Raw genomic sequence first — 25,752 nt, 5'->3', positions numbered from 1 at the left:
GCCATGCCCGAAAGCGTGCTCATCACCGGCGGCGCCGGCTTCATCGGTTCGGCCCTCGCCCGCCGCCTCGCGACCGAGGGCCACCGGGTCACCGTGCTGGACTCGCTCGTCCGACAGGTCCACGGCGAAGACCCGACCACGACTTCCCCGCTCCTGCGGTCGTTGGACGGCTATGCCCAGGTGAATGTCGGAAGCGTCACATCGAGCACGGACCTGTCGAACGCGCTCGCCGACACCTCGGTGATCGTGCACCTGGCGGCTGAGACCGGCACCGGCCAGTCGATGTACGAAATCGATCGATACGTCCAGACCAATGTCGGCGGGACGGCCAAGCTGCTCGACCTGCTCGTCAACGCGCCGCATTCGGTCCGGCGCATCATCGTGGCGTCGTCGCGTTCGGTCTACGGCGAAGGCGCCTACCGCACGTCGGACGGCAAGACCGTCTTCCCCCCTTATCGGGACGCCGCAGATGTCGCAGCGGGCGATTTCGACGTGCACATGCCCGGAGAGACCGCGCTCGAGCTCATCCCCACTCCCGAGACCGCCCCGCTGCAGCCGTCGTCGATCTACGGCATCACCAAGCAGGCACAGGAGTCGTTGATCATGACGACCGCGGCCTCCATCGGGGTCGAGGCTGTGTCGCTGCGCTTCCAGAACGTCTTCGGGCCGGGCCAGTCGCTGAAGAACCCGTACACCGGCATCCTCGCCATCTTCTCCACGCTCATCCGCCAGGGGAAGCCGATCGACATCTTCGAGGACGGTCATGAGAGCCGCGACTTCGTCTTCATCGACGACGCCGTCGAGGCCACGGCGCGGGCCTGCACCATGCCAGGCGTCGGGGGCTCGGTGATGAACATCGGCTCCGGCGTCTCCACGTCGGTGCTCGATGTGGTGGACGCGCTCTTCCAGGCCTTCGGCACAACCGTGCCGGTCGTGGTCTCCGGCAGATTCCGCACAGGCGACATCCGCCACAACCTCGCCGACACCACGCGAGCACGGGAGTTGCTGGGCTTCGAGGCACGGACCCCGTTCGTGGACGGCATCCGTCGATTCGTCGAATGGGTGCAGACCGAGCCGACCGAGCTCGACGACTACGACAGGTCGCTCGCGGAGATGAGCGCCCGAAATCTGCTCAAGTAGCCCCGGCTATACTCGCCACGTGCCCCACCCCCGCGATCGAGTCGAGCCCTCGCGTAGATACCGTCTTCTTCTGCTCGTCCCACTGCTGCTCATGGTCGCGCTGAGTTCGTGGGCCGTGGCTTCGCCGGTCGGCGGCGCCCCCGACGAGAACTTCCACATCGCGAGCATCTGGTGCGGCGCGGGCGACCGTGAAGGACTCTGCGAGAGCGAGCCGGGCGAGGCGGGCAAGCTGGTTCCGTGGGCGACGGTCGGCTCGCAGTGCTTCGCGTTCCGGTCCGACATCTCGGCCGGCTGCCAGGCCGAAGAGCTCGGCGACGATCCGAACAAGCTCGTGCTCACCGAGCATGTGAACGCGACGGCGCACTACTACTCTCCGATCTACTACGCCGTGATGAGCGTCTTCGCGTCGGACAACGTTCCCGCCTCCGTGATCACCGTCCGCATCGTGAACAGTCTCCTGTTCGTGCTGATCACGACAGCCCTGTTCATCGCGCTTCCGGCCCGAAGGCGTCCTCTCCTGGTCATCTCCCTCGCCGTGACGATGATCCCCTGGGGCGTGTTCCTCGTCGCCTCGGTCAATGCCAACGGCTGGGCCGTGCTCGCGGGCGGCACCCTGTGGCTGGCCATGCTCGGATTCTTCGAGACGTCGGGCTGGCGCAGGATCACGCTCGCGGTGCTGGCAGCGCTGACGGCGGTCATCGGAGCGGGCGCCCGCTCGGACATGGCCGCATACGCCGTGCTCGGCATGGGCGCGGCCGTGCTGCTCGCCTCCCGCCGCGGACTCGGGCGGAGGTTCTGGCTCTCGGTCATCCTGCCCGCGGCCCTCGCGATCGTGTGCTTCGCGCTGTTCCTGTCGGCACAGCAGATCGGCATCTGGCAGAACGGTGTCGCCCCGGGCAGCGGTGGCAGCGCCCAGCAGGGGCTCGGGCTCCTGGTGCACAACTTCCTGGCGCTCCCCTCCCTGTGGGTCGGCTCACTGGGCACGTGGCCGCTCGGCTGGAACGACGTCGCCATCCCGCCGATGGTGTGGGTCGGCACGCTGTTCGCGGCATCGGCAGCGATCTTCACCGGACTCGTCTCGATGAGCTGGCGGAAGGCGCTCGTCCTCGCGGGAACCGGGCTCGCACTGGCCTTCCTCCCTCTTTACCTGCTGCAGCGCAGTCTCACCGAGGTGGGCGGTCTCGTGCACCCCCGGTACCTGCTGCCCCTCATCATGATGTTCGTGGGGTTCGCTCTCTTCCCGGTCGGCAGACGCGTGCCCACCGCGTCAAGGCTGCAGATCTGGACGGTCGCGGCGATCCTCGCCATCGCCAACGCCATCGCGCTCTACAGCAACATCCGGCGCTATACGCTCGCTGACGCCCCCGGCGTCTCGTTGAGCACCGCAGACAGCTGGTGGTGGGAATCCGGCGTTCCCCAGCCCACAGTCGTCTGGGTGGTCGGCTCGGTCGCGTTCACAGCGGCCCTGGCGCTGCTCGCGCACGCACTCATCACACGAGTACGCCGAACCCGCATCGATGCACGCGTCTCGTCGCCGCTGCCCGCCGCGAGCGAGGGCTGAACCCCGCCTCACGACGACAGCACGGCCGTCGCGGTCGAGCGGCATCGCTCCTGGTCCGTCGGATTTCAGCCGATCTGCAGCATGCCGTTCCAGGCCGTGCCGATCGTGCTGACGCCGGACCATCCGCCCTTGCCGTCTCCGCGGTACAGGCGCAGGTCCCCGTTCGGCATCCGGGCGAGGACATCGGGCCCGCCCTTGCCGTCGAAGTTCCCTGGGCTGAAGACAGCGGTGATGCCGTTCCAGCTCGTTCCGATCTGTCGGGGGGTCCCCCACTTGCCGGTGCCCGTCATCGGGTACAGCCAGAGGGTTCCGTCCGCCCGGCGTCCGACCAGTCCGGCACGCTGATTGCCGTCGAAGTCTCCGATGCTGAAGACGGTGTCGAACATCCACCACGCACTGCCGATGGCCTGTCCCTGTCCGGTCACCCAGCCGCCGGCGCCGTTTCCGCGATACAGATAGAGGACGCCTGACGGATCACGCGCGATGAGGTCGAGCTTGCGATCCCCGTCGAAGTCGATCCCGCCGACGACCAGATCGAACCGGTTCCAGCCACCGCCGATCCACTTCGACGCGGTGTACCCGCCTGTCCGCTTGCCGGGGTAGAACAAGAGGTCGCCGTTGGCCGCGAGCTTGGCGAGATCGGTCACGCCGTCGCCGTCGAAGTCGCCGATCGTCACGAACTTCGACTTTCCCCACTTGCTGCTGATCGTCGTCGTCGTCCGCCAGCCGCCCTTGCCGTTTCCGGGATAGAGCAGCAGGCTGCCTGCGCTCGTCCGCGCGATGACGTCGATGGCGCCGTCGGCGTTCGCGTCGCCGGCACCGGCCGCGAACACCCGGACCCCGGACGGCCTAGGGCCGGAGTTGGACATGTCGCGCATGACCGTCCATCCGGAACCCACCACCGGACCGTTGGCGATGGAGCCATCGCCGACGTTCGGGTAGAGCACCAGTTCGCCGGCGCTGTTCGTGGCGAGGACATCCGGCTTGCCGTCGCCCGTGAAGTCGCCGGGACTGATCACCGAAGTCATCACCGACCATCCGGAGCCGATCACGCGTGTGCTCGCGATCCCGCCGGATCCGTTTCCGGCATACAGCTGCAGATTCCCCGCCGTCGTGCGCCCCAGGACATCCGGGAGTCCATCCCCCGTCATGTCGACGGCTCCGGTGAGCAGGTCGATCGGTCCGAAACCCTCGGCCACGACGCGCGGGCCGGTGAATCCGCCCAGCGCAGTGCCGGACCAGAGCAGGAGGCGGCCCTTCGCGTCGACTGTGAGCACGTCCGGATGCGCATCGGCGTTGAAGAGGCCGGCCGCGGCGATCAGCCGCGCATCCGACCAGCTGACGGGCAGACGCGTCGCGGCCGAGAGCTTCGAACCGGTCCCGGTGTAGAGCCAGGGAACGTTCGAGGTGTCGATCCCGATGATGTCGCGGTGGCCGTCTCCGTTGAAATCTCCGTTCGCGATGATCTTCTTGATCTTCGTGAGGCCGCTCGCCAGCAGGACGTGGTCGCCCCAGACCCCCGACGTCGTCGTGGGGTAGCCCCACAGCCCACCGGTCGTGTCAAGAGCGAGCAGATACGTCGAGGAGTCGAGCGAGTCGAGCTTCGGGGGCACGACCCGCGTGGAACCGAACCAGTCCGTGAAGTAGCGGTAGAAGTTGCGGTTGCCGTAGCTCGAGCAGCTGTCACCCACGCCTGCCCCGGCACGGATCGCGGCGGCGTTCGGCTGATACGGCGTGTAGTAGTAGAGGTTCGCGGTCGCCTGATTCTGGATGTACACGGGCGCAGATCCGCAGGCGGCATTCGGATGCCAGCGGATGTTCCAGGTCTTGCCGGGCGCGTACCACGTGAAGAACTGGCTCGTCCCGGGCGGATTGGCGTAGCGCTTGAGCTGCCACGCCGCCCCGTACACCTGGTTGAAGAATCCGTAGTAGCGGGTGTCGCAGGCGGCCGTGTCGGGGCATCCCTGCCCCATCGCGATGGTGTAGCGCCACTCGCTCGGCCACACGTGGCTGACGAGCCCCTGCTCTTTCTCGAGCATCACCAGGAGGACCCGCGGGTTGATGCCGCACGCGCGCGCGACCTTGTAGATGATCGTCGACGCGCGTTCGCGCACGCCCCCGGAGTACGCGCCGCACATGGCGTCGGCCGTGGTGGTCCGCGCGGTGTCGTACCAGTCCTTCAAGCACGTGTACCCGGACCGGCAGGTGGGCACCTTGGCCTGCAGGAACTGCTGGATCTGCGTGGCCGTCATGGTCCCCGAATCGAAGAAGACGGCGTCGCTGATGATGTTGCCCGCCTGGAACTTCGACAGGTCGGCGGTCTTGACGACGCCGGTGGTCGCAGCATCGACCGTCGCGACGGCGGCCTCGGGTCGTCCGGTGTCGGCAGGTGTGCCGAGCGCCGGCGCGGGGGCCAGCAGCAGTGCACCGATCAGGCTGAGGAGGGCGGCGAGCAGGCCCACGGAACGCCGCGCCGGGGTGCGGCTGCGGTCGTTCTCTCGCGAGGTCACGGGTTTCAGTGTGGTTGACCGGTTGCGGATTCGGCGGCAGCCTCGCCGGTTCGCCCACGATTGTGTCCGGTTGCCTCAGAGCTCGGCGTGCAGGGCCCAGACCTTGTCGGCGGCCTCCCGCCACGAGAACGCCCGGCCTCGATCGCCTGCGAGCACGCCGAGCCGCGCGGCCGCCGCGGTCGTGCCGAGCGCAGTCGCGAGCGCGTCGCCGAGTCCTTCCGCGAGGCCGGCGGGATCGGATGCGTCCACCAGCGTCCCGCCGTCGAGCACGACCTCATCGTGCACGGCCGACGAGGCGGCGATCACCGGCACCCCGAGCGCGAGCGCATCGACGACACGCCACGGGAAGGCCGCGCGCCGCGACGGCGCGACGACCGCGACGGCACCGCCGAACACGGCGCCGCGGTCGGCGACGTCCAGGGCGCCTCGCACGTGGATCCTGCGTTCCGGGATGCCGGCGGCCGAGGCCAGATCGGCGACAGCGGGCTCGTCGCCGTCTGCGACGTCGATGACCACCACGGGCAGGTCGACACCGGACGACGCGACCGCGGCGAGGCCGGCATCCAATCCTTCCGAGGCGAGCGTGCCCGCCGCGATCAGGATGAAGCCCTCGGGAAGACCCAGATCGCGGCGGCGACCGATCTCATCGACGGGCACGGCGAATCCCGTCGGCGCGGCACCGGCGACGACGCGGACGCGATCCGCAAGACCGGGCGCGACCTCCAGGAGCCGGGCCGCGAGCGAATGAGTCGGCACGACGACGGCGTCGGCGTGCCGGACGGCGCGCTTGAGCATGCCCCTGTGCCAGGCGGCGACGCCGCGGGGCAGTTCGGCGGGCGCCTCCCATGGGCGCAGGTCCCACACGGTGACGACGGTCTGGTCGTGGTCGTGCACGCGGTCGTGGCGCACGAGCGGCGCGAAGAGCGACGGCGAGTGCACCATTCCGCCGCCGATGCCGGTTCCGACGCCGAGCTGCAGAGCCGCCGCCAGCTCGCGGCGCGCGAGGGCGGTGCGCCGCACGTCAGCCAGCCCGGGAACGTCGGCTGACAGCGACTCCACCCCGCCCGCCGGCGCGATGGCTTCGACCTCGCAGCCGGCGGGGGCCGCGATGACGAGTGCGCGTGCCAGCTCGCGCGACGCTTCGGCGAGTGCGGGCTCGGTGGGCGCGACGAGCTGGTCGAGGACGACCCTGAGGGTGGCGACCACGATCACTCCCCCGACGAGGTCGGGGTCGGCGGGTGCAGCGTGGTCTGGATCAGCTCGGCGATGTACGCGTAGTCCGGGTGGAACTCGTCGATTCCGCCGGCGGGCGTCAGCTCGACGGTCTGCACCGGCTGCGACTTGGCCTTGAGACCGAGGTCGGCGAGTGTCGGGATGAGCGACTGCGGCAGGTCGGTCTCGACGAGATCCGTGCCCGCCGCCACCACCTCGTTGAACCGCGTCAGCACGACATCGGGCTTGAACTGCGCGAGGATGGCCTCCTGCAGCTCACGCTGGCGTCGCATGCGGTCGAAGTCGCTCGTCGTGTATCGCGAGCGGGCGTACCACTGCGCGGTGTCGCCGTCCATGTGCTGCTGACCGGGCTCGATCCAGCCGATCGCCCACGCATCGACGTCGTGCGGATCCACCCCCTCGGGCGGTCCGCCCTTCGGCAGGCGCTCGGTGACGTTGATGTCGACACCGCCGAGCGCATCGACGAGCGACGCGAAACCGTGCATGTCGATGAAGACGTAGTAGGGGATCTTGATGCCGAGGATGCCCTCGGCGGCGTCCTTGGTCGCCTCGACGCCGGGCGAGGATGCCTCGCTCTTCGCGTTCGGGTACAGCTCGGAGCCGTCCTGACAGACCTCGACCTCGGTGCGCAGCTGGTTGATGCCGCTCCCCCAGCCGCAGTCCGGGTCGGCGTGTCCTTCGTGCCCGTTCGGATAGCGGTCCTTCATGGGCCCGTCGGCGAACGGGAACTCCGGCATGTCACGCGGGATGCCGGTGATCGTGGTCGCCCCGGTCTCGGCGTTGATCGACACCACCGAGATGCTGTCGAACCTCATCGAGTCGCGACCCTCGCCGCTGTCTGCGCCCAGCAGCAGGATGTTGTAGTAGCCGTCGTCGGGGGGCACGACCGGACCGGTCGCCCGGAAGATCCCCAGGCCGCCCCTCACCGAGCCGACGGCGCTCTGCGCGTATGCCGCCGTGCCGCTGGCGACGACCATGAGCGCGATCGCGAGGGCGGCGATGCCGAAGCGCGCGCCCGTTCCCGTCTTCACGAGACGCACGAGCCGGAGCGTGTCGATCGTGAGCACGATCCACAGCACGGCGTACGCGATCAGGGCGCCCTGCACGATCAGCAGCGGCAGCGGCCTGAGCAGTCCGAGCCAGTCCGGCAGCCACGCGGCGGTGATGAGGCTGAGGCCCGCGGTCGGCGCGAGGATCGCGAACAGCAGCGTGATCACGAGCACGACCCACATCACGAGCGTCGCGCCGAGGCCGAAGCGCCCGAGCCGGCGGTTGCCCGCCACGGCCTGCGCCGATCCGGGGATGAGGAAGTTCAGCACCACCAGCCACCACCCGCGGCGGGTCATGAACGAGCGCGACGCGGTGTCGGGATGCCGCAGCGGACGCTCCTCGACGACCGCGGCCGCGGGTGGTCTGCTCGTCTGGCGCGGTGGGCTGGCGACGCTCACAGCGACTCCTTGAGCCGCCGGTTCTTGAGCTCGACCTGATCTTCGAGATCGCGCGCGTACGCTTCGACGCGGTCGGCGATCGCCGGATCGCCCGCCCCCAGGATGCGCGCCGCGAGCAGGCCCGCGTTCTTGGCGCCGTTGATCGACACGGTGGCGACGGGGATGCCGGCGGGCATCTGCACGATGCTGAGCAGCGAGTCCATGCCGTCGAGGGTCGCAAGCTGCACCGGCACGCCGATGACCGGCAGCGCGGTGACCGACGCCAGCATGCCCGGGAGGTGGGCCGCGCCACCGGCGCCGGCGATGATGGCCCGCAGGCCGCGGGCGCGTGCCTCGCGCCCGTAGCGCATCAGCTTGTCGGGGGTGCGGTGGGCCGAGACGACCTCGACCTCGTGCGGGATCCCGAAGTCGGTGAGCGCCTGCGAGGCGTCGCTCATCACGCGCCAGTCCGAGTCGGAGCCCATCACCACGCCGACCAGCGGAGTGTCGGAGGAGTGCAGGGGGGTTTCGAGCGCGCCGGTCACCCGTCAAGGGTAGGGGTGATGGCTGGAAATCCCCCGCAACCACACGGTCCTTGGACGGGCCCGGGACGGCCCTTCGACCAGCTCAGGGACCAGGAGCGTCAGTCGAGGAAGACGGATGCCGCCGCCCGGGCCTGGTAGGCGACGTCGTCGAGATCGTCGCCGACGACGTTGACGTGACCGACCTTTCGGCCGGGACGCGGCGCCTTGCCGTACGTGTGCACCTTCGCCTGCGGGTGCTCGGCCATCGCCGCCGCGAAGCGCGCGTCGAGCCCGCCCTCGGCCGGCCCGCCCAGGATGTTCACCATCACCGACCAGTCCGCCACCGGTTCGGTGTCGCCGAGCGGAAGGTCGAGCACGGCCCTCAGGTGCTGCTCGAACTGGCTCGTGACGGCGCCGTCCTGACTCCAGTGGCCGCTGTTGTGCGGCCGCATCGCGAGCTCATTGACCAGCAGACGCTCGTCGGTCGTCTGGAACAGCTCGACCGCCAGCATCCCCGTCACTCCCAGGCCCTCGGCGATGCCCGCGCCGATCTGCGCGGCCACCTGCGGCAGCCGGTCGCCCGCATGCGGAGCGGGTGCGATGACCTCGGCGCACACGCCGTCACGCTGCACGGTCTCGACCACCGGGTAGACGCGCAGGTCGCCGGAAGGGCGACGGGCGACCTGCTGCGCGAGCTCGCGTGTGAAGTCGACGAGCTCCTCGACCAGGAGCGCCCCGCCGTGGGCGTCCTCGGCGAGGGTCGCGAACCAGTCCTCGGCCTCCGTCCCGGCCGAGACGACGCGCACGCCCTTTCCGTCGTAGCCGCCGCGGGGGGTCTTCACGACGGCGCGGCCGCCGTGGTCGTCGATGAAGGCCTGCAGCTCGTCGGCGTCGGTGACGGCCGCCCAGTCGGGCTGCGGCATCCCGAGCTCCTGCAGGCGGGCACGCATCAGCAGCTTGTCCTGCGCGAAGCGCAGCGCGTCGGGACCCGGATGCACGGCCACCCCGGCGTCGACGAGCGCGGCGAGCACATCCTGCGGGACGTGCTCGTGGTCGAACGTGACCACGTCGACGTCGCGGGCGAACCCGAGCACGGTGTCGGCGTCGCGGTAGTCGCCCACCGCGGTGGCGGCGAGGGATGCCGACATCCCGGCATCCTCGGCCAGCACCCGCAGCTCGACACCGAGCTCGACCGCCGGCGCGATCATCATGCGGGCCAGCTGCCCGCCCCCGACGACTCCGACACGCAGTGTCATGCGACTCCCTCTCGACTGCACGGCGCCTTCGAGGGCGCCGCATCCATCATCCCGCACGCGCGGCGCGCGATGGACGGCTCAACCGAGCGGAGCGGTCGGTCCGGTCGGCGGGGGCGGCATGGGCGGAACGCCCGGGGGCAGCGGCTGCGCGTCGCGGTGCGCGAGGATCTGGTTCACCTCGACCTGGTCGACGAGCGCCTCGTGCACGAGTTCGACCGAGGGGATGTTCGCGAGGCGCAGCGGCTCGTCGACGCCGTTGCTGAGCGTGATCGTGCCGGCGCCCCACATGCGCTGCAGCAGTCCGCGCTTGACCTTCAGGGTGTAGCCGCGCACGTGCGCCAGTTCACGACGGCGCACCGAGAACACGCCCCGCCGTTCCAGCACGCGACGCGTCGTGATCGTGTAGACGCGACCCCACCACACCAGGAAGGGCAGCAGCACGAGCAGCAGCACGATCGCGCCGGCGGCGGCGAACAGCATCCAGTCCTGAAGGCCGGCCGGAAGATTCCCGTAGAAGTAGCCGCACGCGCCGGCGACGGCGATGAGGACGAGCGCCGACCAGAACAGGCGACGGGCATGGCCGCGGAACTTCGCCACGAGCAGCTCGGGCGTGGGCGCGCCGGGGGCCGGTGTGAGCGGTCTGCCGCCCAGCCCGAACGGCTGCGTCATGGCTCCATTGTGACCGTTCCCGCCGACACGGGGCCGTGCGCCCGCCGTGTGTCGTCGTGCCGGCAGGTCTTCAGAGGCCGGCCGCGCGCCGCACGTGGACGACGTCGCCGGCCGACACGGCGCTCTCGAACTCGCCGTCCTGCACGACCACGAGTCGCCCGTCGGGGTCGATGCGCTGCGCACGGCCTCGCAGTGTCTCACCGTCCGGCAGCGACACTGCGACGTCGGCGCCGAGGGTGCCGCACAGTGCCTCGATCTCGGCGAGCACGCCCGCCTCGGCGGCATCGCCGCGTGCGGCGGCGAGGGCCGTGAGCTGCTCGTCGAGCGCCCCGAGATAGTCGGCCAGCAGGCGGTCCTCGTCGCACGTCTGCCCGAGGGCCTGGAACGAGACAGCCGTGTCGACGGGAAGCTCGGCCGCCGGCATCCTCGTATTCACTCCCGAGCCGACCACGACGACGTCGGGGTGTCCAGGGACGATCTCGGCGAGGATGCCGCACAGCTTGCGCCCATCGACCAGGACGTCGTTCGGCCACTTGAGCGTGGTCGAATGCGCCGTGCCCACCAGCTGGGCGGCGACGGCACGGGTCATCGCCGCGCCGGCGATCAGCGGGATCCAGCCGCGCGACGGGGCGGGGATGACGGCGGCGTCCAGCACGACCGACACGGCCAGCGCCGATCCGGGAGGCGTCACCCACGTGCGGTCGAGGCGCCCGCGACCGGCGCGCTGATCCGTCGTCAGCAGCAGCGACAGGTGCGGCCACTGGTCGGGGGCATCGATGACATGCCGCACCGCGTCGGCGTTGGTCGAGCCGGTCGTGGGCACGACCTGCACGCGGGGGCTGACGGCGGCGGTGAGGGGATACCCCTCCGGCGGGAACGACATGACGCTCACGGTACTCGTGCCGATTCCGGCGGTGGCGAGGGCGCGATCGGCGCACGGGGAGAGACAGCGGATGCCACAACCCCTTGTGCGAACCCTCCAACGGATCGCGCCACCCCGCCGATAGGGTGGAATCCGTGACCGAGCAGCCCGACCTCTCGACGACCGCCGGCAAGATCGCCGACCTCCGTGCCCGCTATCAGGAGGCCGTCCTCGACCCCGAGGAGAACGCCAAGCAGAAGCAGCACGCGAAGGGCAAGGGCACCGCCCGCGAGCGCATCGAGCAGCTGCTCGACACCGGCAGCTTCGTCGAGCTCGACGAATACGTGCGCCACCGCACCACCGCCTTCGGCATGGACCGCTCGCGGCCGTACGGCGACTCGGTCGTCACCGGCGTCGGCACGATCCACGGCCGCACCGTGGCGGTGTACTCGCAGGACTTCTCGACCTTCGGCGGTTCGCTCGGCGAGGCCGCGGGCGACAAGATCATCAAGGTCATGGAGTTCGCCCTCCGCAGCGGCATCCCCATCATCGGCATCCTCGACTCGGGCGGCGCCCGCATCCAGGAAGGCGTGATCGCGCTCGGCAAGTACGGCGAGATCTTCCGCCTCAACACCGCCGCGTCGGGCGTCATCCCGCAGATCTCGATCATCATGGGCCCGGCCGCAGGCGGCGCGGTGTACTCCCCCGCACTCACCGACTTCGTGGTCATGGTCGACAAGACCAGCCAGATGTTCGTCACCGGCCCGGACGTCATCAAGACCGTGACCGGCGAGGACGTCGGCATGGAGGAGCTCGGCGGCGCGCACACGCACAACACGCGATCCGGCGTCGCCCACTACCTCGCCGAGGACGAGGACGACGCGATCGACTACGTCCGCTCGATGCTCGGGTTCCTGCCCGACAACAACATGGCGGAGCTCCCTGTCTACGAGACCGGGTTCGAGTTCGAGACCACCGATGCCGACCGCGCACTGAACACGCTGATCCCGGACTCGCCGAACCAGCCCTACGACATCCACCAGGTGATCCGCGGCATCGTGGACGCCGAGGACTTCCTCGAGGTGCAGCCGCTGTTCGCCCCCAACATCGTGATCGGCTTCGGCCGCATCGAGGGCCGCTCGGTCGGCATCATCGCCAACCAGCCCTCGCAGATGGCCGGCACCCTCAACATCGAGGCCGGCGAGAAGGCGAGCCGGTTCGTGCGCTTCTGCGACGCGTTCTCGATCCCGATCGTCACGCTCGTCGACGTGCCCGGCTATCTTCCCGGCACCGACCAGGAGTGGACCGGCGTCATCCGCCGCGGTGCGAAGCTGCTGTACGCGTACGCCGAGGCGACGGTGCCGCTCGTGACCGTGATCCTCCGCAAGGCGTACGGCGGCGCGTACATCGTGATGGGCTCGAAGCAGCTCGGCGCCGACATCAACCTCGCGTGGCCGACCGCCGAGATCGCCGTCATGGGCGGCCAGGGCGCGGTCAACATCCTGTACCGCGGCGAGATCAAGCGCGCCGAAGAGGCCGGCGAAGACGTCGCCGCGGTGCGCACCCGCCTGGCCAACGAGTACACCTACAACGTGGCTTCCCCGTTCCTCGCCGCCGAGCGCGGCGAGCTCGACGGCATCATCGAGCCGGCCCAGACGCGCGTCTCGATCGCGAAGGCCCTGCGGGCGCTGCGCGGCAAGCGCGCCAGCCTGCCGCCCAAGAAGCACGGGAACATCCCGCTGTGAGCATCGCGGACGCAATGCCGATCCCCCCGGCCTCTCCACCCGCCGCTGAGGCGTCGGGCGGAGCCACGGGCGGCGTGGGCCCCGCCGGCGACCGGGGCGTCACGATCGACGTGCGCCGCGGCAACCCGACCGACGAAGAGCTCGCGGCCCTCATCGCGGTCGTCAGCCAGGCCTACACCGGCGAGGCCTCCGAGGCCGTCGCCGAGGACCGCACGCAGCGATCCGGCTGGGAGCTGTCGGCCCGCTCGATGCGGCGGCCGCTGAATCGCGACCTCGGCTGGGGCCGATTCGGCTGAGCCTGCCGAAGCCTGACCCTGCCGAGGCCTGGGCAGGCGAAGGGCTCAGCGGGGGGACAGCGTTTGTCCCCCGAAATACCTACAGACAAGCCTCTTGCGACCCCGCGATACTTGTATCGCTGGAACGCTTCTGCGTTCGGCCGATCCGAATCCGCTCTGCGGATGCCCCGGATCCGGCCATGCGGACGGTTTTCGGGTAACCGTCCGCCAGGCGAGGGGCGGGCGGCTTCGCCGCCCCTCGCCTCCTCCGGTCACGTTCCCCGCCTGGCGTCCCCTCCCCCTGCTGGGCGGGGGACGAACGCGTCCGCTGCGGCGGCTTCAGGATTCATGGATGCCGGCGGCCCGGGCCTCCGGGTCGAGCAGGCGTGGGAGCATCCACTCGCCCACAGGTCGTCAGCGACCGGGGTGCGGGATCTCGCGCCACAGGTCGACCGCGTCCTCGTCGCTCGGACCGCCGACGGACATCGAGCGGCCGACGACGGTCACCGCGATCCGCGCGTCCGGCGAGGTGCGGATGTAGAGGCGGTCCGAGCTCGCCGAGCGCAGCGTCTCGGCCAGCTGCGCGCGGATCACGCTCAGCGTCTCTTCGTCGACGTCGTCCAGGCCGCCCTCGTCGAGCACGGTGACATTCGCTCCGCGCCGGCGCGCACGCTCCAGCTCGGCGCGCACGTCGTCGTCGAGCAGGCGCGGCCCGCGCATCTCGTCGCGCAGGCGCCCCTCGGCCAGGCGCGCCTCGAGGCGGTCCTCGTCGGTGAGGTGGCCGCCGTGGGCCACGGTCCGCGTCAGCACGGGACCGGCGACGGCGAGGGCCCTCTGCACCTGCACGCGTCTCTCCCGCTGCCGCACGACCTGCGAAGTCTGCCACGCCGACGCCGCGCGCTGAAGCCGCGTGAGGCGCGACGTGTCGCGGGCCGCTCGGTCCATCGAGAGCACGAGCAGCTGCGCGCACGCGACCCACACGATCGATCCCACCAGGCCCAACGACAACGCCTGGACCGGCCCCATCCACGCCATCGACGCGACCGTCAGCAGCAGGATCCCCGACCAGGCCGTCCACGGGCGACGACGGACCATCACGATCGTCATGAGCGCGCCGATGCCGCCGAGGTACCAGGTCGCGAAGGGAAGCGTGCGGGCATCCGGACCGACGGCCAACGCGATCGCGCTGGGAACGATGGCCGCGCAGGCGAGCGCAAGGATCTGCGCGACAAGCGGCAGCGCGCGGGGGCCGCGGATGCCGTCGATCGCGGTCTCGACGGGCACCTCGCTCCGCTCGGCATCGGTCGACGCGTCGGCGGCGGACGCGTCGTCGGCACGTGCCGCGCTCTCGGCAGAGAGCACGTAGGCCGACGTCGGCTCCCAGAACACGCACAGCCACGTCGTCACGAGGTACAGGGCGAGCGCCGCCACCACGACGAGCGGCTGCGGGAGGTCGTCGGTCGTCCACCACAGGCCGCGGGCGGCGAGGTAGGCCGTGAACGCCACCGCGAGCAGGATGAGGACGTTCTTGACGCTGATCACGCCTGGCTCTCCCGCCACGCGAGGCGGACGATGGTGCCGTGCGGTCCGGTCTCGAGATCGGCGCGTCCGCCCACCGCCGCCACGCGGGCGATGATCGACGCGCGGATGCCGAGGCGGTCGTCAGGGACGGCGTCGAGATCGAACCCTCCGCCGGCGTCGTGCACATCGACACGGACGCGGCCGTCGGCCGCCGACACGGCCACACCGAGTCCCGCGCCACCCGCATGCTGCAGCGCGTTCGCGATCGCCTGGGTCGCGGCCAGCGACAGCGCACGGGCGACGCGACCGGGCAGCACCGGACTGGAGGGGGCGATGTCGCACTGCACATCGACGTCGAGTCCGAGCTCGCTCGCCGCCTCGGCGATGTCGTCGGCGAGCGCGGCGGCCGTGCGCGGCTCGTCGGTGCCCTCGTGCGCGTCCTGCTCGGTGTTGGCCAGGCGGGTCAGCGCCTCGCGCGCCATGGCCGCGGCCAGCGTGCGCTCCCGGGGCGTGGTGGCGCGTTCGGCGGCGATCAGCGCGGCCAGCACACTGTCGTGCATGAGGGCGGCGACCGCCACCCGCTCCTGCTCGGCCGCGTCGGCGGCCGCCGCACGGGCGTACGACGACACCGCACGGGCGCGCGTCTCGTCGACGTTGACGGCGACCGAGCGGAAGAGCCACCCGAGGGTCAGGATCACCCCGCCCAGGATCAGCGCGAACGAGACGTCGAGGCTGACGGCGATCCAGTAGTCGCGGGTGAAGCCGCCCTGCACGAGCCGCACGACGCCGAAGAGCACCGGCGCGAGGATCGTCCAGCCGATCTGCAGCGGGAACGGGAAGGCCAGCACCGCGGCAAGCGTCGCGAGGTTCAGCAGGTACCAGATCCACGGCTCGTCGAGGGTCTGCGGCGCGATGCCCTCCGTCGCGATCGGCCACGCGGCGAGCGCGAGCATGTAGATGAGTGCGAACGCTCCGGCCGCGAGCCGCACGCCTCGTCCGATCACGCAGGCCAGAATCATGACGGCGAGCGACCCGAAGACGGCGATCATGAGCGCCTCGTGCCAGCCCGGCCGTTCGTCGGAGGGCCCCAGGGCGGTCAGGAAGGCCTGACAGCCCACGATGAGCGAGCCGAGCCCACCCGCGACGAGCGAGATGATGCGCTCCACGCGGGAGCGCGTGAAGGATCCGATGCCCGCCGTCGCCTCGCGCGAATGCGGGATCTGGGCCCACGCGGTGTCGAGCACCGCGGTCTGCCCGTCAGCGGCCACGCGCGATGTCCCCCGAATCGGACGCCGGCTCGTCGATGAGCCCGTCCTCGACGGCGCGATGGAGAAGGTCGATCTTGGTGGGCGCCGGCCGGCCCACCTCGACGTACTTCACGCGGATGCGCGTGATGTTCTCTTTGGCCGTCGAGTAGGCGATCCCGAGACGGTCAGCGACGGCCTTCAGCGGCAGCCCGGCGGCGTACAGCCGCAGCACCTCGCGTTCACGGGCGGCCAGCTGCGCGTCGGCGAAGTCGCGGTCGCCCTCGACGGCACTCGCCCACTCGACGTTGTTGAGCGGCTCGCCGCGCGCGACCGTACCGACAGCGGCGATCACGTCGCCGATCGGCGAGGACTTGCTGACGACGCCCGCGGCTCCGGCCGCGAGCGCCTCGCGCACCGCGGCGGGGCGGTCGGCCACGCTGTGGATGATGACGCTCGATCCGTCGCGCACGAGTCGCGTGACGTTCTCGGTGACGGTCGTGCCGTCGCCGAGCGTCAGGTCGAGCACCACGACGTCCGCCGGGGATTCCCGGGAGAATGCGCGCCAGTCGATGTACTCGGTCACCGTGCTGCCGGAGAACGCGACCTGCACCCCGCCGATGCGCGCACAGGCGGCCTCCAGTCCCAGACGCACCGACTCATGGTCGTCGATGAAGGCCGCGCGCGTCATTCCGCCAGCCTAGCGAGCGCCGCCCGCCCGGGTGAGCACAGCCACCGCCTCGACGTGATGCGAGTTGGGGAACAGGTCCAGCGCCGCCACGCTCTGCGCGAGTTCGTATCCCCCGGCGCGGAACGTGGCGATGTCGCGGGCGAGTGCGACGGGATCACAGGCGACGTAGACGACGGTCTCGGGCGAGAGCGCCGTGATGTGCTCCACGACCTCGCGTCCCGCTCCCGCGCGGGGCGGATCGAGCAGGACGACGCCGCGCGAGAGGCGCTCGCGTTCCGAGTCGGATGCCTCGGCCACCAGCCGCGCCAGCCACCGGTCGACACGACCGGTCTCGGCGCGGGCACCAACCCACTCGGCGAGGTTCTCGCCGGCATGCTCGGTGGCCCGGGCATCGGACTCGACGCTCGTGATGCGGGTCGTCGGGCCGCCGAGGTCGCCGAGGGTCGCGGCGAACAGGCCCACACCGCCGTACAGGTCGAGGTGCCAGGCATCCGGATCGATCCACTGGCCGCCGTCGCGACGGATCGGTCCGTCGGGGCGGACACCCTGCAGCGCCGAGGCGACCGTCTGCGTGAGCGTGTGGGCGGCGAGGCGGTGCACCTGCCAGAACCCTCCGGCGTCGACGCGGAAGTCGCGCCCGCCGACCCGCTCGAGCACGACCTCGGACTCCGCGGCGCGGACCGCGGCACGGCCGCGGCGTGCGGCATCCCCTCTCCGCTCCGGTCGCGGCAGCACGCGGACGCGACCGTCCGCCGGCTGCACCAGGTCGATGCGGCCGGGCTCGCCGCCGCGCAGCTGGATCGCGGCGCGCTCGATCTGCTCGGTCGCGAGGGGGAAGTCGACGTCCGTGATCACACGGTGGCTGCGCGCGGCGAACGGGCCGATGCGGCCGTCCGCGTCGACGTGCAGGCTGAGGCGGGTCCGCCAGCCGGTGCCGTCCTCGGTCTCGTCGGAGAGTGTCCCGCCGTCGCCGAAGGCGCTCTCGACCCCGACTGCGAAGGACTCGAGTCCGCCGAACCGCTGCAGCGCGTCCGTGAGGACGCGCTCCTTCAGCTCACGCTGGTGCGACAGCTCGATGTGACCGAAGTCCGCGCCGCCGGGCCGGTTCTCGGGCTCGACGTCGATGTCGGCCTGGCGCCACACGTGCGGCTGCCGGTGCGGTGAGGCGTCGAGGACCTCGAGCGCCTCGCCCCGCCAGAACGACTTCTTGGCGGTGTCGGTGAGGCGCACGCGCACTTTCTCGCCCGGGATCGCGTCGGGCACGAACACCACACGGCCCTCGTGCCGGCCGACGAAGACACCGCCGTGCGCCACATCGGTGATCTCGAGGTCGATGACGTCGCCGCTTGCACTCACCCGTCGAGCCTAGTCCGCGGTGGTCGCGGCGGGAGCGGGGCGAATACGGTGGGGACATGCGCGTCTGCCTCGCCTCGACCTCGCCTGCCCGGCTCATGCTGCTGCGGCAGTTCGGCATCCGTCCGCTCACCCTCGCCCCCGACGTCGACGAAGAAGCCGTGATCGCCGCCGTGGAGGCCGCCGAGCAGCGCACGCTCGCGCCCGACGAGCACGTGCTGCTGCTCGCGCGCCGCAAGGCCGCGGACGTCGCCGCCCGGCTGCACGATGACATCCCCGACTTCGACGGGATCGTCATCGGCGGGGACTCGATGTTCGAGCTCGACGGGGAGGTGCTCGGCAAGCCCTACACGCCCGAGAACGCGACCGCCCGCTGGCGTGCGATGCGCGGGCGGACCGGCGTGCTCCACTCCGGGCATGCGGTCGTGCGGCTGCAGCCGGGCGAGACGCCGCGCGAGGTCCACGCGACGGCGGCCGCTTCGGTCTCGTTCGTCGACGACATCACGGATGCCGAGATCGACGCGTACGTCGCATCCGGCGAACCGCTGCACGTGGCCGGCGCGTTCACCGTCGACAGCCTCGGGGGCGCGTTCATCTCGCGTGTCGAGGGCGACCCGTCGACCGTGGTCGGCATGTCGGTGTCGACGCTGCGCCTTCTCGTGCGCGAGGTCGGCGTCGAGTGGACGTCGCTGTGGAACACCACCGACGCCTCGCTCGACGACACCCCGGCTCTGTAGAGCACAGGGCGCAGTGAGGGCGCTCGCATTTGTCGTAGGAATCCCACGTTTCTCTTCGGTTCTTGTACGAAGCGGTCAAAAGACCGAGGAACTGCGTCGGTAGGCTGGCATCCATGCCTCAGATCGCCAAGGTTCTCGTTGCCAACCGCGGCGAGATCGCCGTTCGCGTCATCCGCGCCGCCCGTGACGCCGGAAAGGCGTCTGTCGCCGTCTACGCCGACCAGGACCGCGACGCCCTGCACGTCCGTCTCGCCGATGAGGCGTATGCGCTCGACGGCGCGACGAGCGCGGAGACGTACCTGTCGATCGACAAGATCCTCTCGGTCGCCCGTCGCTCGGGCGCCGACGCGGTGCACCCCGGCTACGGCTTCCTCGCCGAGAACGCCGACTTCGCCCGCGCAGTCATCGCGGCCGGTCTCGTGTGGATCGGCCCGTCGCCCGAGGCGATCGAGGCCCTCGGCGACAAGGTGACCGCGCGCGCCGTCGCCGAGAAGGTGGGCGCGCCGCTCGCCCCCGGCACCCCCGGCCCCGTCGCCGGCGCCGACGAGGTCGTGGCCTTCGCCGAGACCGTCGGCCTGCCCATCGCGATCAAGGCCGCGTACGGCGGCGGCGGGCGCGGACTCAAGGTCGCCCGCACGATCGACGAGGTCCCCGAACTGTTCGAGTCGGCCACCCGCGAGGCCATCACCGCCTTCGGCCGCGGCGAGTGTTTCGTCGAGAAGTACCTCGACAAGCCGCGTCACGTCGAGACGCAGTGCCTCGCGGATGCCGCCGGCAACGTCGTCGTCGTCTCGACGCGCGACTGCTCGCTGCAGCGCCGCCACCAGAAGCTCGTGGAAGAGGCTCCGGCGCCCTTCCTGAGCGATGAGCAGAACCGCATCCTGTACGAGTCGTCGAAGGCGATTCTCAAAGAGGTCGGCTACGTCGGCGCGGGGACCTGCGAGTTCCTCATCGGTGCCGACGGCACGATCTCATTCCTCGAGGTCAACACGCGCCTGCAGGTCGAGCACCCGGTCTCGGAAGAGGTCACCGGCATCGACCTCGTGCGCGAGCAGTTCCGCCTCGCCGAGGGCGAGGAGCTCGGCTACGACGACCCGCAGCCCGACGGCCACTCGATCGAGTTCCGCATCAACGGCGAGGACCCGGGTCGCGGATTCCTCCCCCAGCCCGGGCCGATCCACGTGTTCAAGACCTTCGGCGGCCCCGGCATCCGCCTCGACTCCGGTGTCACCGCCGGCGACAGCGTGAGCGGAGCATTCGACTCGCTGCTCGCGAAGATCATCGTCACCGGCCGCGACCGCGACGAGGCGCTGGAGCGCTCGCGCCGCGCCCTCGACGAGTTCGAGGTCGCGGGCCTTCCCACCGTCCTGCCGTTCCACCGCAAGGTCGTCCGCGACCCGGCGTTCACCGCCGAGGACGGCGTGTTCGGGGTCTACACGCGCTGGATCGAGACCGAGTTCGTGAACGACATCGCGCCGTGGGATGGCGAGCTGGAGTCGCCGAAGCCTGCCGAGGCGCGCCACACCGTCGTCGTCGAGGTCGCCGGCAAGCGCCTCGAGGTGAGCCTTCCCGACCGCGTGGTGCCGGCGCCCGGCATCGCCGGCCGCCCCGCCGCCGTGCCGCCGTCGCGGCGCTCGCACGCCCCGTCGGTCGTCGCGGGCGCGTCCGGAGACGCGGTGAAGTCGCCGATGCAGGCGACGATCGTGAAGGTCGCCGTCGAAGAGGGCCAGCAGGTCGTGAAGGGCGACCTCGTGGTCGTCCTCGAGGCCATGAAGATGGAGCAGCCCATCCAGGCCCACAAGGACGGCGTCATCGGCGCCATCAACGCCGACCCCGGCACCACCGTGTCGGCCGGCCACCAGCTGCTCACGATCTCTTGACGAACGGGATGCCTCAGCCCGAGGCATCCCCTCGTCCCTCCTCCGCCCCCGCCGCCGGGTCCCCCGACTCTCCCCTCCTCCATCGACAACGCGGTTTCTCGCCGAGCGACCACGCTTTCGTCGTCGACGTCGGGGTTGCTCGGCGAGAGACCGCGATCTCGACGGAGCAGAGACGGCCCGGCGCCGCGATCTCGACGCGGCAGGGACCGCCCGGGACCGCGATCTCGACGGGGCAGAGACGGCCCGGCAGGATGGCGGGATGGATGCCTCGCCAACCGGTTCCCCCGACGTCTCGGCCCTCGCGATCAACGTCGTGATCCCGCCTGAGCTGCGATGGACGGATGTGCGCCGCGGCGAGCAGTTCGAGCTGCAGACGCTGACCGTACGGCTGCTGCCCGACCGATCGCTGGCCGTCAAGGCCTACGGGCGCCCGGTCGCGGGCGGCCGCGGGGCGTACGTGTCGTTCCCGATGCCCGACCGGCCCGAACTGCGGACGCTCGTCGATGCCGCGGCGAGCCGCGCCGCCGCGCTCTGGGCCGGCAGCACCGGCCTGAGCTGACATGTGGCTGGGGGATGCCGGGCGCCCGGCATCCCCCACACGCGGCCTCGCGACGACGCAGCCAGCCCGGTTCGTCCGTCACAGATGTACGCGATGGCGCCGGTCTGGCGTGCATCTGTGACGGATGAACCCTGAGGTCGAGGGAGCAGCCGGCGGGTCAGCCGCCGTAGACGTTGTGGTCGACGACGTGCATCGCGCGTGCGGCGTCGGTGATGCTGCCCGACAGCGACGGGTACACGGCGAACACGCGCGAGACCTGGTCGACCGTGAGGCGACGCTCGACGGCGATCGCGATCGGGTAGATCAGCTCGGAGGCGCGCGGGCCGACGATGACGCCGCCGATGACGGTGCCGCTGCCCTCGCGGGCGATCAGCTTGACGAAGCCGTCCTTGATGCCCATCATCTTCGCGCGCGGGTTGGCCGCCAGCGGGAGCTTGTGGACGACGCCGTTGATGTGGCCGTCCTCGATCTCCTTCTCCTGCCAGCCCACGGTGGCGATCTCGGGGGCGGTGAAGATGTTCGAGGTGATCCGGCGGCGCTCGAGCGGGATGACGACGTCGCCGAGCGCGTGGAAAACCGCGGTGCGGCCCTGCATCGACGCGACCGAGGCCAACGGCACGAAGGTGGTGCAGTCACCGGCGGCGTAGATGTTGGGCACAGAGGTGCGCGCGACGCGGTTGACCTGGATGTGACCCGACTCGGTCATCTGCACCCCGGCCTCTTCCAGGCCGATGCCGCGGGTGTTGGGGATGGAGCCGACCGCCATGAGGCAGTGGCTGCCCTCGACGGTGCGGCCGTCCGAGAGCGTCACCACGACGCCCTCTCCGGTGTTCTCGACCTTGTCGGCGCGCGACTTCGACAGCAGTTTCATGCCGCCGCGCTTGAACACGCGCTCGAGCACCGCCGCGGCGTCCTTGTCTTCACCCGGGAGCACCTGGTCGCGGCTGGAGACGAGCGTCACCTTCGCACCCAGGTTCATGTAGGCGCCGGCGAACTCGGCGCCCGTGACACCCGAGCCCACGACGATGAGGTGCTCCGGAAGCGCCGACATGTTGTACAGCTGCGTCCATGTGAGGATGCGGTCGCCGTCGGGCTTCGCGCTCGCGAGCTCGCGGGGCGACGCGCCCACCGAGACGACGAGCGTGTCGGCCTCGATACGGTCGAAGTCGGTGCCGCCGGGCCCGGTCGAGACGACCACGGCGTTGTCGCCCTCGAGGCGGCCGTGGCCCGAGATGATGCGGACGCCGGCCTCGGCGAGCGCCGCGCGCATGTCGTCGGACTGCTGGCGGGCGAGCGTCAGCAGGCGCTTGTTGACGGCGCTGAGGTTGATCGCGATCTCGGGCTTGAGCGGCTTGCCGTCCTTGCCCTTCGCGAACAGCTGGACGCCGAGGTCACCGGCGCCGGCGATCGCGACGGCCGCGTCGGCGGTGGCGATGAGGGACTTCGAGGGCACGACGTCGGTGATGACGGCGGAGCCGCCGATGCCGGCCCGCTCCACGACGGTCACCTCGGCGCCCAGCTGCGCGGCGGCCAGCGCCGCCTCGTAGCCGCCGGGGCCGCCGCCGAGTACCGCGACGCTCTGGGTGGTCTCGAAGCTGATCGACATGGGTTCCATTCTCCCCTGCCAGGCGCCTCGCGGACGACATGCCGCGACACTCCCGGCGCGCGCCGCTCACGGCTGTTCTGGCTCTCGCGGCCCCCGGTTCCTAAAGTGGTCCCATGTCAGACACCTACGGCAATCCTCTCGACGACCCCGCCGCCGACCCGTTCGCGGTCGCCGCCGCCGCCGCGGAGGACATCGCCCGCATCACCGGCGTCGAGCGCCACGACATCGCGCTCACCCTCGGCAGCGGCTGGGGCAAGGCGGCGGAACTGCTCGGCGAGACGACCGCGACGTTCCCCGCGACCCAGGTGACGGGCTTCAGCGCGCCGGCCCTTTCGGGTCACGTGGGCACGCTCCGCAGCATCGTCACGCCTAAGGGCCGCCGCGTGCTCGTCATCGGCGCGCGCACGCACTACTACGAGGGCTACGGCGTGCGCCGCGTGGTCCACAGCGTCCGCACCGCCGCGGCGACGGGCGCACGCACGATGGTCCTCACCAACGGCGCGGGCGGCATCAAGCACACGTGGAAGCCCGGGCACCCCGTGCTCATCAGCGACCACATCAACCTCACCGGCGATTCGCCGCTCGAGGGCGCCACGTTCATCGACCTCACCGACCTGTACTCGCTGCGTCTGCGCGACCTCGCCCGCTCGATCGACCCGAGCCTGGACGAGGGCGTGTACTGCCAGTTCCGCGGTCCGCAGTACGAGACGCCCGCCGAGGTGCAGATGGCGAAGACCATCGGCGGACACATCGTGGGCATGTCCACGGCGCTCGAGGCGATCGCCGCACGCCAGGCCGGCATGGAGATCCTCGGCTTCTCGCTCATCACGAACATGGCCGCCGGCATCCAGACCACGCCCCTCAGCCACCAGGAGGTCATCGACGCCGGCCGCGAGGCCGAGCCGGTGATCTCTTCGCTGCTGGCCCGAGTGATCGGCGCGATGTGAGCGAGCAGGATGCCGCCGGCCGACCCGACGGCGAAGACACGATGCTCCAGCGGGCGCAGGCCTGGCTGGCGCAGGACCCCGACGGCGAGACGCGCACGGAGCTGCGCGCGCTGATCGAGGCGGCGGAGGCGGGCGACGGCGCTGCGGAGGCCGAGCTCGCGGACCGCTTCTCGACGCGCCTGGCCTTCGGGACGGCGGGACTGCGCGGCGCTCTCGGCGCCGGCACGAACCGCATGAACCGCGTGCTCGTCGCGCAGGCCGCGGCGGGGCTCGCGGCGTACGTGCGGGAGCAGGCCGGGCTGGAGCCCGTGGGTGCGGCCGCCACGGACACGGGGCAGGAGCTCGCGGAGGACGCCGCCGACGAGCCGACCGAGATCGCCGCCCCGACGCGGAGCGACGAACCGGCCGAGGCGGATGAGCAGGCCGAGACCCCCGTCCCCGCGGGCGATGAGCCCGACGCGCCGACGGCGCCGGAGCTCACCGAAGCGCCCTCCGAGGACGCCCTGGCCGCCGAGGGGCCGGAGGTGCCCGGGATCCTCGACGACGCGCCGATCGTCGTCATCGGGTACGACGGCCGTCGCAACTCCGACGTGTTCGCGCGGGACTCGGCTGAGATCTTCGCCGGCGCGGGACTGCGCGCGATCCTGCTGCCGCGGCTGCTGCCGACACCGGTGCTCGCCTTCGCGGTGCGGCACTTCGGCGCCGCGGCGGGAGTCATGGTGACGGCGAGCCACAATCCCCCGGACGACAACGGGTACAAGGTGTACCTCGGCGGAGCCGACGAGGGTTCGCAGATCGTGCCGCCGGCGGACGGCGACATCGCCGCGCACATCGACCGCGTCGCCGCGGAGGGTGACATCGGCACGATCCCGCGGTCGCTCGGCTTCGAGACCGCCACCGACGATGTCGTGGACGCGTACATCTCGGCCACGGCGGCGGTGGCCCCCGCTCCGGAGGGCGCGGCGGGCCTCACCTGGGTGTACACCGCGATGCACGGGGTCGGGTGGCAGACGCTCTCGCGCATCCTCGAGGCGGCGGGCTACCCCGAGCCGGTGCCGGTGACGGCGCAGCTCGACCCCGACGGCACGTTCCCCACGGTCGCGTTCCCCAATCCCGAGGAGCCGGGCGCGATGGACCTCTCGTTCGAGGCGGCCCGCGAGGCCGGGGCCGAGCTCGTCATCGCGAACGACCCCGACGCCGACCGCCTCGCCGTGGCGATCCCCGACGAGGCCGCCGAGGGCGGCTGGCGCCGGCTCACCGGCAACGAGATCGGGCTGCTGCTCGGCTGGCGCGCCGCGCGGCTCGTCGCCGAGACCGGCGACACGTCGGGCGCATCGCTCGCGTGCTCGCTGGTGTCCTCCCCCGGACTGCAGACGGTCGCCGAGCACTATGGCCTCGCGTTCCACGCGACGCTCACCGGCTTCAAGTGGATCTCGCGCGCACCCGGCATCGCCTTCGGGTTCGAAGAGGCGCTCGGCTACCTCGTCAACCCCGGGACGGTGCGTGACAAGGACGGCATCTCCGCCGCCGTCGCGATCCTCGGCATGGTGTCCGAGGCGCGGGGACGCGGCGCGACGCTCGCCGACCTGCTCGCCGAGTTCGACGAGCTGTTCGGCGCGTTCGCGAGCGACCAGGTCTCGATCCGCGTCGATGACGTGTCGCAGATCAGCGGGGTCATGGCGGCGCTGCGGGACCGGCATCCCGAATCCGTAGCCGGCGTCGCCGTCGATCGCATCGACGACCTCAAGGACGGCTTCGAGGATCTCCCCCCGGGGGATGTGCTGCGGCTGTGGCTCGCGGACGGGTCGCGCGTGATCGTGCGGCCGAGCGGCACCGAGCCCAAGCTCAAGCTCTACCTCGACGTGCGCGGCGACTCGCGCGACGACGCCGCGGCGCGCATCGCCGCCCTCGCCGACGGCGCCCGCGCGCTGCTCGCCGAGTACGGCGGCTGACGGCGAGAGACGTCACACGAGGACGGGGATGCCGCGGCCCGCGGCATCCCCGTCCTCGTC

General features: G+C 71.1%; 21 protein-coding genes. 9 read left to right on the top strand and 12 right to left on the bottom strand.

Going from position 1 to position 25,752, the window contains the following annotated elements; translation table 11 throughout:
- Window positions 1-3: 3 nt before the first annotated feature.
- Together IF188_RS20365 and IF188_RS09925 are read left to right on the top strand one after the other, a co-directional pair.
- Entirely contained in the window at window positions 4-1,140 is a 1,137-nt protein-coding gene (locus IF188_RS20365) for an NAD-dependent epimerase/dehydratase family protein (protein ID WP_191171623.1), read from the top strand.
- A 19-nt stretch (window positions 1,141-1,159) separates the two neighbouring features.
- The gene (locus tag IF188_RS09925; RefSeq protein WP_191171622.1) at window positions 1,160-2,701 is read left to right on the top strand and encodes a DUF2142 domain-containing protein; all 1,542 of its coding nucleotides are present in this window, start codon (window positions 1,160-1,162) and stop codon (window positions 2,699-2,701) included.
- A gap of 65 nt (window positions 2,702-2,766) precedes the next feature.
- Here IF188_RS09925 and IF188_RS09920 read toward each other — a convergent pair whose 3' ends face one another.
- The 7 genes from IF188_RS09920 to IF188_RS09890 form a co-directional block, all read right to left on the bottom strand.
- Entirely contained in the window at window positions 2,767-5,211 is a 2,445-nt protein-coding gene (locus IF188_RS09920; RefSeq protein ID WP_191171621.1) for an FG-GAP repeat domain-containing protein, read from the bottom strand.
- Between the two features lie 75 nt (window positions 5,212-5,286).
- The gene (locus IF188_RS09915) at window positions 5,287-6,417 is read right to left on the bottom strand and encodes a glycosyltransferase (RefSeq protein ID WP_191171620.1); all 1,131 of its coding nucleotides are present in this window, start codon (window positions 6,415-6,417) and stop codon (window positions 5,287-5,289) included.
- A gap of 2 nt (window positions 6,418-6,419) precedes the next feature.
- Window positions 6,420-7,892, bottom strand: a complete 1,473-nt coding sequence (locus IF188_RS09910) for an LCP family protein (RefSeq protein WP_191171619.1) — start codon at window positions 7,890-7,892, stop codon at window positions 6,420-6,422.
- On the bottom strand, window positions 7,889-8,356 hold the full coding sequence (gene purE / locus IF188_RS09905; RefSeq protein ID WP_191171686.1) for a 5-(carboxyamino)imidazole ribonucleotide mutase: 468 nt from the start codon (window positions 8,354-8,356) through the stop codon (window positions 7,889-7,891). The genes IF188_RS09910 and purE overlap by 4 nt, the downstream gene beginning before the upstream one ends.
- A gap of 158 nt (window positions 8,357-8,514) precedes the next feature.
- Window positions 8,515-9,651, bottom strand: a complete 1,137-nt coding sequence (locus tag IF188_RS09900) for a 5-(carboxyamino)imidazole ribonucleotide synthase (protein WP_191171618.1) — start codon at window positions 9,649-9,651, stop codon at window positions 8,515-8,517.
- A 78-nt stretch (window positions 9,652-9,729) separates the two neighbouring features.
- On the bottom strand, window positions 9,730-10,320 hold the full coding sequence (locus IF188_RS09895; RefSeq protein WP_191171617.1) for a PH domain-containing protein: 591 nt from the start codon (window positions 10,318-10,320) through the stop codon (window positions 9,730-9,732).
- A 70-nt stretch (window positions 10,321-10,390) separates the two neighbouring features.
- On the bottom strand, window positions 10,391-11,203 hold the full coding sequence (locus IF188_RS09890; RefSeq protein WP_191171616.1) for a biotin--[acetyl-CoA-carboxylase] ligase: 813 nt from the start codon (window positions 11,201-11,203) through the stop codon (window positions 10,391-10,393).
- A gap of 134 nt (window positions 11,204-11,337) precedes the next feature.
- Between IF188_RS09890 and IF188_RS09885 the strand changes: the two genes are divergently transcribed.
- Both IF188_RS09885 and IF188_RS09880 read left to right on the top strand, forming a co-directional pair.
- The gene (locus tag IF188_RS09885) at window positions 11,338-12,927 is read left to right on the top strand and encodes an acyl-CoA carboxylase subunit beta (protein ID WP_396652759.1); all 1,590 of its coding nucleotides are present in this window, start codon (window positions 11,338-11,340) and stop codon (window positions 12,925-12,927) included.
- The gene (locus IF188_RS09880) at window positions 12,924-13,223 is read left to right on the top strand and encodes an acyl-CoA carboxylase subunit epsilon (RefSeq protein WP_318152849.1); all 300 of its coding nucleotides are present in this window, start codon (window positions 12,924-12,926) and stop codon (window positions 13,221-13,223) included. The genes IF188_RS09885 and IF188_RS09880 overlap by 4 nt, the downstream gene beginning before the upstream one ends.
- Before the next feature lie 393 nt (window positions 13,224-13,616).
- On the opposite strand, the gene IF188_RS09875 is transcribed toward IF188_RS09880, so the two are convergent.
- From IF188_RS09875 to IF188_RS09860, 4 genes are read right to left on the bottom strand one after another with little or no spacing between them, the layout of a single operon-like run.
- The gene (locus tag IF188_RS09875) at window positions 13,617-14,744 is read right to left on the bottom strand and encodes a hypothetical protein (protein WP_191171614.1); all 1,128 of its coding nucleotides are present in this window, start codon (window positions 14,742-14,744) and stop codon (window positions 13,617-13,619) included.
- Entirely contained in the window at window positions 14,741-15,991 is a 1,251-nt protein-coding gene (locus IF188_RS09870; RefSeq protein WP_191171613.1) for a sensor histidine kinase, read from the bottom strand. The genes IF188_RS09875 and IF188_RS09870 overlap by 4 nt, the downstream gene beginning before the upstream one ends.
- Window positions 15,981-16,658, bottom strand: a complete 678-nt coding sequence (locus tag IF188_RS09865) for a response regulator transcription factor (RefSeq protein ID WP_191171612.1) — start codon at window positions 16,656-16,658, stop codon at window positions 15,981-15,983. Before IF188_RS09865 ends, IF188_RS09870 begins: the two co-directional genes overlap by 11 nt.
- A gap of 9 nt (window positions 16,659-16,667) precedes the next feature.
- Window positions 16,668-18,014, bottom strand: coding sequence for a class I SAM-dependent RNA methyltransferase (locus IF188_RS09860; RefSeq protein WP_191171611.1), 1,347 nt, complete (start codon window positions 18,012-18,014; stop codon window positions 16,668-16,670).
- A gap of 56 nt (window positions 18,015-18,070) precedes the next feature.
- Here IF188_RS09860 and IF188_RS09855 point away from each other — a divergent pair, with 56 nt between their 5' ends.
- The 3 genes from IF188_RS09855 (at window position 18,071) to IF188_RS09845 (ending at window position 21,187) form a co-directional block, all read left to right on the top strand.
- Window positions 18,071-18,748: a Maf family protein gene (locus tag IF188_RS09855; protein WP_191171610.1), complete on the top strand. Its 678-nt coding sequence runs from the start codon at window positions 18,071-18,073 to the stop codon at window positions 18,746-18,748.
- Between the two features lie 113 nt (window positions 18,749-18,861).
- Window positions 18,862-20,628 carry an acetyl/propionyl/methylcrotonyl-CoA carboxylase subunit alpha gene (locus IF188_RS09850; protein ID WP_191171609.1) on the top strand — a complete coding sequence of 589 codons (1,767 nt, stop codon included), beginning with the start codon at window positions 18,862-18,864 and terminating at the stop codon, window positions 20,626-20,628.
- Window positions 20,629-20,887: 259 nt separating this feature from the next.
- Entirely contained in the window at window positions 20,888-21,187 is a 300-nt protein-coding gene (locus tag IF188_RS09845) for a hypothetical protein (protein WP_191171608.1), read from the top strand.
- 157 nt (window positions 21,188-21,344) lie between these two features.
- Here IF188_RS09845 and IF188_RS09840 read toward each other — a convergent pair whose 3' ends face one another.
- Window positions 21,345-22,793 carry an NAD(P)H-quinone dehydrogenase gene (locus IF188_RS09840; protein ID WP_396652758.1) on the bottom strand — a complete coding sequence of 483 codons (1,449 nt, stop codon included), beginning with the start codon at window positions 22,791-22,793 and terminating at the stop codon, window positions 21,345-21,347.
- A gap of 113 nt (window positions 22,794-22,906) precedes the next feature.
- Here IF188_RS09840 and IF188_RS09835 point away from each other — a divergent pair, with 113 nt between their 5' ends.
- Complete coding sequence (locus tag IF188_RS09835; protein WP_191171606.1) at window positions 22,907-23,740, top strand: purine-nucleoside phosphorylase; 834 nt, start codon at window positions 22,907-22,909, stop codon at window positions 23,738-23,740.
- Between the two features lie 41 nt (window positions 23,741-23,781).
- Window positions 23,782-25,692 carry a phospho-sugar mutase gene (locus IF188_RS09830; RefSeq protein ID WP_224751708.1) on the top strand — a complete coding sequence of 637 codons (1,911 nt, stop codon included), beginning with the start codon at window positions 23,782-23,784 and terminating at the stop codon, window positions 25,690-25,692.
- Window positions 25,693-25,752: the final 60 nt, after the last annotated feature.

The sequence above is a fragment of the Microbacterium helvum genome, assembly GCF_014779795.1.
Classification (GTDB): domain Bacteria; phylum Actinomycetota; class Actinomycetes; order Actinomycetales; family Microbacteriaceae; genus Microbacterium; species Microbacterium helvum.
The sequence above is the reverse complement of the archived record's forward strand: the minus strand, read 5'-3'. Positions and strand labels throughout refer to the sequence as shown.